Below are 9,917 nucleotides of genomic sequence, written 5' to 3' on the forward strand. Positions count from 1 at the left end.
CCCCCCCAGCCACTACATCGGCTCGTTCAGCGACTGGCGTTTCAGTGGGCCGGGCCGTTTGAATCTGTCTGATGGCAGTTTCTACATCGGCGGTTTCGACAACGACAGTTACTCGGGGCGCGGCACTTTAGTGCTCACCGATGGCAGCGTCATGAGCGGCACCTGGATCAACGGCCAGCGCGTGCGCGATGCCGATGGCAAGTTGCTGCCCGATACACTTGAGCTCGGTTTGCTTGCTCAGGGCCGCCTGCTCGAAGACGCCTTGGCCGCCATTCCCGCCTCGACCCCGGCGGTCGAGCTGTACACGCTGACCCTCGGCGGTGACGGCAAGCAGAGTGTGTTCCTGCGCGAATCCGATTATGTCGCCAACATGCTCAATACGCGCTTCGGCGCCTACGGCCAGATCCGTCTGGTCAACCACCGCGACCACCTCGGCGACCGGCCGATGGCCACCCGCGAGAACCTGCGCCGCGCCGCGCAAACCCTCGCTGAACGCAGCGGCCCGGAAGATTTGCTGTTCATCTACCTGACCAGCCACGGCACCGCCGAACATGAACTGGTCCTCGACCAGCCGCGCATGGAGCTGGCCGACCTGCCCGCCGACGAACTCGCTGCTGTGCTCGCGCCGCTGAAAAACCGTGACAAGATCATCGTCATTTCATCCTGCTACTCCGGTGGTTTTATCCCGGCACTGAAAGACGAACGCACGCTGATCATGACCGCCTCGCGCGCCGATCGCGTGTCCTTCGGCTGCTCGGAAGAAGCCAACTTCACCTACTTCGGCGACGCGCTGTTCGCCCAGGCGCTGAACCAGACCGATGATCTGGAGCAAGCCTTCAAACTGGCCAAGGCCACCGTCGCCGAACGCGAACTGGCGGACAATTTCGAAGCCTCGGAGCCGCAGATCTGGGCGCCGAAAACCGTGTTGGCGCACTGGCAACTGCTGCGTAAACAGCAAGCAAGAAAAGCTTTGCAAAGTGCTGCATTGAACGACGGAGCGATAAAGAGCAACTAAGCTGAACAGTATCAAGGGAGAGACACTATGTACTTGACGCCTCAGCACGTATTGCTTGCCGGAGCCACCGGTTTGACCGGTGAACATCTACTCGACCGTTTGCTCAACGAGCCAACGATTTCTCGCGTGCTCGCCCCTTCGCGTCGGCCATTGGCGGAACATCCGCACCTGGAGAACCCGGTCGGCGATCCGCAGGTGTTCCTGCCGCAGCTCAGCGGCCGGGTCGATATCGCCTATTGCTGCCTCGGCACCACAATCAAACAGGCCGGTTCCGAAGCGGCGTTTCGCGCGGTCGATCTGGACATGGTCGTGGCGTTCGCCAAGCGTGCACGGGAGATGGGCGCGCGGCATCTGATTGTCATCAGCGCGATTGGCGCCGATCCGAAGTCGTCGGTTTTCTACAACCGGGTCAAAGGCGAAATGGAGCAGGCCTTGCGCGCGCAGGATTGGCCGCAGCTGACCATTTGCCGACCTTCACTGTTGTTGGGTGAACGCACGGAGCCACGTCTGGCCGAGCAGTTGGCCGGGCCGTTGTCGAAGCTGATTCCGGGCAAGTATCGCGGTATCGAGGCGTGCCAACTGGCGCGGGCGATGTGGCGATTGGCGCTGGAAGAGCAGGATGGGGTGCGGGTGATCGAGTCGGATGATTTGCGCAAACTCGGCAAATAGTTCCAGGACTTTGTGGTGAGGGGATTTATCCCCGATGGGGTGCACAGCGCCCCCCAGAATCTTAAAAGCGACGACTGCTGCGCAGCCGATCGGGGATAAATCCCCTCGCCACAAGGGGTTCAGTGCGCTTCTACAATCCGCCTGTTGCCTGAAAACTCACGCCGATCACGGTAAGAAGCGACAACGGCAACAACAGCGTATCCAACAACGCACTGCCCGGCAGATCCACCCCCGGATAGCTCGGCGCCGCAGCCCCGAAACGATCCATCGCGCAGCACCCGCCATTCAGCGCATACAAGTCCAGCCGCGTCCCGGAGTACACCACTGGCGCCCCCGGCTTGGCCGCGTCCAACGTGCGCGCCGTGGCGCACCCGTTCAGCAACAACGCCAGCCCGATGACCAGCAGCTTATTCATCGCTGCTCAAGTGATGCTCACCCCAACGCGGCAGCATGTCCTGCGGAATGCCCAGCAGATTGAGAATCCGCGCCACGACGAAATCGATCAAATCATCGATGGTCTGCGGCTGGTGATAGAAACCCGGCGACGCCGGCAGAATGGTCACGCCCATGTTCGACAGCTTGAGCATGTGTTCGAGATGAATGCTCGAATACGGCGCTTCACGCGGCACCAGAATCAACTGGCGGCGCTCCTTCAACGTCACATCAGCAGCGCGTTCGATCAGGTTGTTGCAAGCGCCCGTGGCAATCGCCGACAACGTTCCGGTGGAACATGGCACCACGACCATCGCCGCCGGTGCGCCGGAGCCCGAAGCCACCGGCGACATCCAGTCTTCCTTGCCGTACACGCGGATCTGCCCGGCGGCAGCCCCGGTGTATTCGGTGAGGAACGCCTGCATCATCTGCGGTTTGGGCGGCAGGGTCACATCGGTCTCAGTGGCCATAACCAATTGCGCAGCCTTGGAGATCAGAAAGTGCACTTCGCGATCTTCGCGCACCAGACAATCCAGCAGGCGCAAACCATACTGCGCGCCGGACGCACCGGTCATCGCCAGCGTGATGCGTTCCGGGCCATTGCTCTCAAAACGAGTGTTCATTGCAGCGCCTCGGCGAGTTTGCCGTGCAGGCCGCCGAAGCCGCCGTTGCTCATGATCACCACGTGAGTGCCGGGCTGGGCCTGGCTCTTCACGCGTTCGATGATGCCTTCCAGTGAATCGCTGACAATCGACGGCACCGTGCACAACGCGGCAGTGCCGGCCAGATCCCAGCCCAGGTTGGCCGGGGCGTACCAGATCACCTGATCGGCATCGACCACGCTGGCCGGCAAGCCGTCACGGTGGGCGCCGAGCTTCATCGAGTTGGAGCGCGGTTCGATGATCGCGATCAGCGGCGCGTCGCCGATGCGTTTGCGCAGGCCATCGAGGGTGGTGGCAATGGCGGTCGGGTGGTGGGCGAAGTCGTCGTAAATGGTGATGCCGCGCACTTCGGCGACTTTCTCCATCCGGCGTTTGACGTTCTTGAACGCGCTCAACCCGGCGATACCCATCGATGGCACCACGCCAACATGCCGCGCCGCTGCCAACGCTGCCAAGGCGTTGGCAACGTTGTGCTGACCGGTCAGCTCCCACTCGACGGTGCCTTGCGACACGCCTTCGAACATCACTTCGAACGCCGAGCCGTCTTCGCTCAGCAGTTTGACCTGCCACTGACCGCCGGCACCGGTGGTTTGCACCGGAGTCCAGCAGCCCATTTCGATCACACGCTGCAAGGCCGGCTCGGTGGTCGGATGGATGACCAGGCCTTCGCTCGGAATGGTGCGTACCAAGTGATGGAATTGCCGCTCGATCGCCGGCAGATCCGGGAAGATGTCAGCGTGATCGAACTCAAGGTTATTGAGGATCGCGGTGCGCGGGCGGTAGTGAACGAACTTCGAGCGTTTGTCGAAGAAGGCGCTGTCGTATTCGTCGGCCTCGATCACGAAGAACGGCGTACCGCCCAGTCGCGCCGACACCGAGAAATTCTGCGGAACGCCACCAATCAGGAAGCCCGGGCTCATGCCAGCATGTTCCAGCACCCAGGCGAGCATGCTGCTGGTGGTGGTTTTGCCGTGAGTGCCGGCAACCGCCAGCACCCAGCGACCTTGCAGCACGTGGTCGGCCAGCCACTGCGGGCCGGAGACGTACGGCAGGCCTTTGTTCAGCACATATTCCACCGCCGGATTGCCGCGCGACATGGCATTGCCGATCACCACCAGATCCGGTGCCGGATCGAGCTGCGCCGGGTCGTAGCCTTGCGTCAGTTGAATGCCTTGGGCTTCAAGCTGCGTGCTCATTGGCGGATAGACGTTGGCGTCGGAGCCGGTCACGTGATGGCCCAACTCTTTGGCCAACACCGCCATCGAGCCCATGAAAGTCCCGCAAATACCCAGAATATGAATGTGCATAGTCGACCTCGTAAAACATGGCCGCAGGTTAGCGTAGGGAGGGGGAAATCGCACTCTTTAGCTGATCACCGCCCCCACCAGCTCCACCTGTAGGACTGTAGGAGCTGACGAGTGCAACGAGGCTGCGATCTTTTGACCTTAAAAAAAACAAGATCAAAAGATCGCAGCGTGCCGCAGCTCCTACGGGGGGATTCAGGCAGTTCGGGCGATACCGTGTTTGCGCAGCTTTCTGTAGAGGGTGTTGCGGCTCACGCCAAGTTGCTCAGCGGTGTGGGTCATGTGCCAGCGCGTGCGCTCCAATGTATTGAGCAACGCCAATCGTTCGGCATCCTCGAGCGGTTGCTCGCAGGGAATGGATTCCACCGCTGCCGGGCGCACCTGCCGAATCATCGCCGGTAAATCCTCGATGCCGATCCGCCCTTCATCACACAATGCCGCCAAAGTGCGCAGCACATTGCGCAACTGCCGCACGTTCCCCGGCCAGTTGAACGCCAGCAGCGCCTGACGCGCCGACTCTTCGATGATGATCGTATCGCCGCCCGCCTCTTCGGCCAGTAGAAAATCCAGCAACTGCGATTTATCACTGCGCTCGCGCAAGGCCGGCAACGCCACTTCCAGCCCATTCAAGCGGTAATACAGATCCTCACGGAAGCTGCCGTCGGCAACCCGCTCCAGCAGATTGCGGTGCGTGGCACTGATGATCCGCACGTTGACCGACTCCGGCTCACCGCCGATCGGCACCACTTGCCGATCCTCCAGCACCCGCAACAAGCGCGTCTGCAAAGCCAACGGCATGTCGCCGATTTCATCAAGAAACAACGTACCGCCATCGGCCTGCTGCAACTTGCCGCGCATGCCGTCCTTGCGTGCGCCGGTGAAACTGCCGCCGCGATACCCGAACAGTTCGCTCTCGATCAAGCTCTCCGGGATCGCCGCGCAGTTGAGGGCGACGAAGGCTTTACTCGAACGCTGACTGGCCTGATGCACGGCCTTGGCGAAAGCTTCTTTGCCGGAGCCGGTTTCGCCGTTGATCAGCAGCGGCACATCGCGTTCAAAAACACGCAGCGATTTGCGGAAGTCCGCCTGCAACGCCTCATCACCGAGACAGATGCCCGACAGCCGGGGAGCCTCAGCCACCATTGGCGCGGGCATGCTCGGCGCCGTTTTACGCGACTCACCGCGCAGCACGGCAAACAGATGGCGACCATCACGGGTGCGCAACGGCCAACTGGCGCTGGCATTCGCGCTGGCGCGTCCGAGCAACTCATCCAGCGAACAATCGAAGAACGCCTCGACAGGTTTCCCCAATAGCCCGCCGCGAATATGCCCGAGCAGGTTCAGCGCACTCTGATTAACCGCGCTGATCCGTCCTTCGCCGTCAAACGCCAGCAAACCTTCGCTGAACAACCCGACAGACTCGGCCTGCAAGTGGAAACGCAGCAACCATTGGTTATCGAAACAGCGCAGGAAATAGCAGCTCTCAATCATCTTCGCCGACAGATTGACCAGCGCCATGGTGTGGAACTGGCTCTGCCGCGAGACATCGTGGCGGGCCGAGGACACGTCGAGTACCGCGAGCAATTCACCATGCGGGTCGAACACCGGGCTCGCCGAACAGGTCAACCCGGTGTGGCGCCCGCGAAAGTGTTCGTCCTGATGAATGGTCAGCGCCTGACGTTCGACCAGGCAGGTGCCGATGCCGTTGGTGCCTTCGCAGGCCTCGCTCCAGTCCGCCCCGAGCCAGAGGCCGGCGCGTTCGAAAATCTTGCGTTCGGCGGGCGCGGTGACGCAGTTGAGGATCACCCCGCGCGCATCGGTCAGCAGCACTGCGTGGCCGGCGCCGGAAAGTTGTTGATGGAGGCTGCTCATTTCATTGCCGGCGATCTGCAGCACTTGTTGCAGACGTTCGCGGCTTTCGAGGACGCGGCCATGTTCGAGCACGGTCGGCGCCATGCTCAGCGCCGGGTCGAGATGATAGTCCTCAAGACAGCGCAGCCACGACCGGGCAATCGAAGGATCAGCACCGGGTCCGTGCAAGTGCGGCTTGCCCTGGCTGACGGTGAGAACCTGCTGGGCATGGCGACTCAAATGATTGTCGTGCATTTCTTATTGTTCTCCATATTCCCCGTGTAGGAGCTGCCGCAGGCTGCGATCTTTTGATCTTGTATTTTTGAAGATCAAGATCAAAAGATCGCAGCCTTCGGCAGCTCCTACAGGGGTTGCTGTTGGCTGAGCATCCTCCAGCTCAAGCACCATTGCAATGCTGGCAAGACTGCCCGGTCACACGCTGTGCCAAAAGCGGTACAAACTGTCACCCCACCTGTACCGATACCGTCACAGGGGCAATCCGCTCGTCCGACAAAAACCACGCAACACCTTGATTTGCCTGACCTGCACGGCAGTGGCCCGACCTTTGCTCTACGCTTATAGCAAGCGCACTTGCGCGTTTCTCTAATAAGTACAAAGCCAAGGAGAACATCATCATGCGTTACGCTCACCCCGGTACTGAAGGCGCCAAAGTCTCGTTCAAGAGCAAGTACGGTAACTACATCGGCGGCGAGTTCGTCGCACCTGTCAAAGGTCAGTACTTCACCAACACCTCGCCAGTGAATGGCCAACCGATTGCCGAATTCCCGCGTTCCACTGCCGAAGACATCGACAAGGCACTGGACGCTGCTCACGCCGCTGCCGATGCGTGGGGTTCCACCTCCGTGCAGGCGCGCTCGCTGATCCTGCTGAAAATCGCCGACCGCATCGAACAGAACCTCGAACTGCTGGCGATCACCGAAACCTGGGACAACGGCAAAGCCATCCGCGAAACCCTCAACGCCGACATCCCGCTGGCTGCCGACCATTTCCGCTACTTCGCTGGTTGCCTGCGCGCCCAGGAAGGCAGCGCTGCCGAAATCGACGGCAACACCGTGGCGTATCACATTCATGAACCGCTGGGCGTGGTCGGGCAGATCATCCCGTGGAACTTCCCGATCCTGATGGCCGCGTGGAAACTCGCACCAGCGCTGGCCGCCGGTAACTGCGTGGTACTCAAGCCTGCCGAGCAAACTCCGCTGGGCATCACCGTGTTGCTGGAACTGATCGGCGATCTGCTGCCGCCGGGCGTGCTGAACATTGTTCAGGGCTATGGCAAAGAAGCCGGCGAAGCACTGGCCACCAGCAAACGCATCGCCAAGATCGCCTTCACCGGCTCGACCCCGGTGGGCTCGCACATCATGAAATGTGCGGCCGAGAACATCATTCCGTCTACCGTAGAGCTGGGCGGCAAATCGCCGAACATCTTCTTCGAAGACATCATGCAGGCCGAGCCGACCTTCATTGAGAAAGCCGCTGAAGGTCTGGTGCTGGCGTTCTTCAACCAGGGCGAAGTCTGCACTTGCCCATCGCGCGCACTGGTACAGGAATCGATCTACGACGAGTTCATGGCCGTCGTCATGAAGAAAGTCCTGCAAATCAAACGTGGCGATCCGCTGGACACCGACACCATGGTCGGCGCGCAGGCGTCCGAGCAGCAATTCGACAAAATCCTTTCGTACCTGGAAATCGCCAAGGGCGAAGGCGCCGAGCTGTTGACCGGCGGCAAGGTGGAAAAACTCGAGGGCAATCTGTCGACCGGCTATTACATCCAGCCGACCCTGCTCAAGGGCACCAACAAAATGCGCGTGTTCCAGGAAGAAATCTTCGGGCCGGTGGTGAGTATCACCACGTTCAAGGATGAAGCCGAAGCGCTAGCGATCGCCAACGACACCGAGTTCGGCCTCGGCGCCGGCCTGTGGACCCGCGACATCAACCGCGCCTACCGCATGGGCCGTGCGATCAAGGCCGGTCGCGTGTGGACCAACTGCTACCACCTGTACCCGGCGCATGCTGCGTTTGGCGGTTACAAGAAGTCCGGCGTGGGACGTGAGACGCACAAGATGATGCTCGATCACTATCAGCAAACGAAAAACCTGCTGGTGAGCTACGACATCAATCCGTTGGGCTTCTTCTAAAACCTGAGGGCGACACGGATATTCCTGTGTCGCCCGTTCAAATGTCATCGCTGGCAAGCCAGCTCCCACAGGTTTCGGTGGTGTCCCCATTATTGAGATCGGCAGAGATCCCTGTGGGAGCTGGCTTGCCAGCGATGGCATCCTGAATGACACAACACAAAAGGTCTGGCCGCTCTGGCACGGCCCTTGCGTACCCGTCATTCAGGTTTTGCACTGAAATTGTCGCTGCGTGAACAGCACCCATCCACCCAACCGCCACACCCGCAAGTCCAAAAAATCGAACAATAAAAAAGACAGCGAGGACTTATGACTTCAACCACACAGCTCAAACCCACACTCGGCACTCTGCACCTCTGGGGCATTGCCGTCGGCCTGGTGATTTCCGGCGAGTACTTCGGCTGGAGTTACGGCTGGGGCACCGCCGGCACTCTGGGTTTTCTGGTCACGGCGTTGATGGTCGCGACGATGTACACCTGCTTCATCTTTAGCTTTACCGAATTGACCACCGCCATCCCACACGCCGGCGGGCCATTTGCCTACAGCCGTCGGGCGTTCGGCGAGAAAGGCGGATTGATCGCCGGCATCGCCACGCTGATCGAGTTCGTCTTCGCGCCACCGGCCATTGCCATGGCCATCGGCGCTTACCTAAATGTGCAGTATCCGGAGCTTGATCCGAAGATCGCCGCCGTCGGCGCGTATTTCGTCTTCATGACCTTGAACATCCTCGGCGTCAGCATCGCCGCGACTTTCGAACTGGTGGTCACTGTGCTCGCCGTCGCCGAGCTGCTGGTGTTCATGGGCGTGGTTGCGCCAGGTTTCAGCTTCAGCAATTTCGTACTGAATGGCTGGTCGGGCTCCAATGAGTTCACCGTGGCCTCAATCCCGGGCATTTTTGCCGCGATACCCTTTGCGATCTGGTTCTTCCTCGCCATCGAAGGCGCGGCCATGGCGGCCGAAGAAGCCAAAGACCCGAAACGCACGATTCCCAAAGCTTATGTCAGCGGCATTCTGACCCTGGTGTTTCTGGCCATCGGCGTGATGGTCATGGCTGGCGGCGTTGGCGACTGGCGTCAGCTGTCGAACATCAACGATCCGCTGCCGCAGGCGATGAAAGCCGTGGTCGGCAATAACTCGACGTGGATGCACATGCTGGTGTGGATCGGCCTGTTCGGGTTGGTGGCGAGTTTCCACGGGATCATCCTCGGTTACTCGCGTCAGTTCTTCGCCCTCGCCCGCGCAGGTTATCTGCCTAAGGGGCTGGCGAAACTCTCGCGCTTCCAGACCCCGCACCGGGCGATTCTGGCCGGTGGAGTGATCGGCATTGCGGCAATCTACAGCGACGGTCTGGTCAATCTGCAAGGCATGACCCTGACGGCGGCGATGATCACCATGTCGGTGTTCGGCGCCATCGTGATGTACATCATCAGCATGCTCAGCCTGTTCAAACTGCGCAAAACCGAGCCGAACCTGGAACGCACCTTCCGCGCGCCGGGCTATCCGGTGGTGCCGGCGATCGCGCTGTTTCTGGCGGTGGTGTGTCTGGTGGCGATGGCGTGGTTCAACACGCTGATCGGCTGTGTATTCCTCGGTTTCATGGCCGCCGGTTACTTGTATTTCCAACTGACCGCCAAGCAACGCGCCGATGCGCCGGCAGACGCTATGCTCGAAGGTATCTGACTGCCATATAAAAGTGCACAGCGCCCATCCAGGCACTGTGCTGGAACCCTGTAGGAGCTGCCGAAGGCTGCGATCTTTTGATTTTGCTGTTAAGAAGATCAAGGTCAAAAGATCGCAGCCTGCGGCAGGTCCTACAGGGGGGTATCAAGGA

8 protein-coding genes are annotated in these 9,917 nt (G+C 60.4%); 4 read left to right on the forward strand and 4 right to left on the reverse strand.

The annotated features are described in order from the left end of the window. Both PMI37_RS18605 and PMI37_RS18610 read left to right on the forward strand, forming a co-directional pair. On the forward strand, nt 1–1,015 hold a 1,015-nt coding region (locus PMI37_RS18605; protein WP_008083659.1), incomplete at its 5' end, for a C13 family peptidase. A 27-nt stretch (nt 1,016–1,042) separates the two neighbouring features. Continuing rightward, nucleotides 1,043–1,684, forward strand: a complete 642-nt coding sequence (locus tag PMI37_RS18610) for an oxidoreductase (RefSeq protein WP_008083662.1) — start codon at nt 1,043–1,045, stop codon at nt 1,682–1,684. A 130-nt stretch (nt 1,685–1,814) separates the two neighbouring features. Here the strand turns inward: PMI37_RS18610 and PMI37_RS18615 are convergent, their stop codons facing one another. The 4 genes from PMI37_RS18615 to PMI37_RS18630 form a co-directional block, all read right to left on the reverse strand. After that, on the reverse strand, nt 1,815–2,099 hold the full coding sequence (locus PMI37_RS18615; protein WP_008083664.1) for a YceK/YidQ family lipoprotein: 285 nt from the start codon (nt 2,097–2,099) through the stop codon (nt 1,815–1,817). Continuing rightward, nucleotides 2,092–2,739: a flavin prenyltransferase UbiX gene (gene ubiX, locus PMI37_RS18620; RefSeq protein WP_007909567.1), complete on the reverse strand. Its 648-nt coding sequence runs from the start codon at nt 2,737–2,739 to the stop codon at nt 2,092–2,094. The genes PMI37_RS18615 and ubiX overlap by 8 nt, the downstream gene beginning before the upstream one ends. Beyond that, nucleotides 2,736–4,085, reverse strand: a complete 1,350-nt coding sequence (gene mpl / locus PMI37_RS18625) for a UDP-N-acetylmuramate:L-alanyl-gamma-D-glutamyl-meso-diaminopimelate ligase (protein ID WP_008083666.1) — start codon at nt 4,083–4,085, stop codon at nt 2,736–2,738. The genes ubiX and mpl overlap by 4 nt, the downstream gene beginning before the upstream one ends. 192 nt (nt 4,086–4,277) lie before the next feature. Further along, nucleotides 4,278–6,188, reverse strand: a complete 1,911-nt coding sequence (locus PMI37_RS18630; protein WP_008083668.1) for a sigma-54-dependent Fis family transcriptional regulator — start codon at nt 6,186–6,188, stop codon at nt 4,278–4,280. Between the two features lie 380 nt (nt 6,189–6,568). On the opposite strand from PMI37_RS18630, the gene exaC reads away from it, so the two are divergent. Continuing rightward, on the forward strand, nt 6,569–8,089 hold the full coding sequence (exaC, locus tag PMI37_RS18635; protein WP_008083670.1) for an acetaldehyde dehydrogenase ExaC: 1,521 nt from the start codon (nt 6,569–6,571) through the stop codon (nt 8,087–8,089). Between the two features lie 306 nt (nt 8,090–8,395). Next, nucleotides 8,396–9,766 (forward strand): ethanolamine permease, encoded by a 1,371-nt coding sequence (gene eat / locus PMI37_RS18640; RefSeq protein WP_008083672.1) that lies wholly within the window; start codon nt 8,396–8,398, stop codon nt 9,764–9,766. The last annotated feature ends 151 nt before the right edge of the window (nt 9,767–9,917 follow it).

This window comes from Pseudomonas sp. GM80, from assembly GCF_000282515.1.
In the GTDB taxonomy this organism is placed as follows: Bacteria; Pseudomonadota; Gammaproteobacteria; order Pseudomonadales; family Pseudomonadaceae; genus Aquipseudomonas.

Bases quoted from the DNA above. Each gene is read 5' to 3' on its own strand.
- PMI37_RS18610 (WP_008083662.1), top strand. From the start codon at position 1,043: ATGTACTTGACGCCTCAGCACGTATTGCTTGCCGGAGCCACCGGTTTG.
- PMI37_RS18615 (WP_008083664.1), bottom strand. From the start codon at position 2,099: ATGAATAAGCTGCTGGTCATCGGGCTGGCGTTGTTGCTGAACGGGTGC.
- ubiX (WP_007909567.1), bottom strand. From the start codon at position 2,739: ATGAACACTCGTTTTGAGAGCAATGGCCCGGAACGCATCACGCTGGCG.
- mpl (WP_008083666.1), bottom strand. From the start codon at position 4,085: ATGCACATTCATATTCTGGGTATTTGCGGGACTTTCATGGGCTCGATG.
- PMI37_RS18630 (WP_008083668.1), bottom strand. From the start codon at position 6,188: ATGCACGACAATCATTTGAGTCGCCATGCCCAGCAGGTTCTCACCGTC.
- exaC (WP_008083670.1), top strand. From the start codon at position 6,569: ATGCGTTACGCTCACCCCGGTACTGAAGGCGCCAAAGTCTCGTTCAAG.
- eat (WP_008083672.1), top strand. From the start codon at position 8,396: ATGACTTCAACCACACAGCTCAAACCCACACTCGGCACTCTGCACCTC.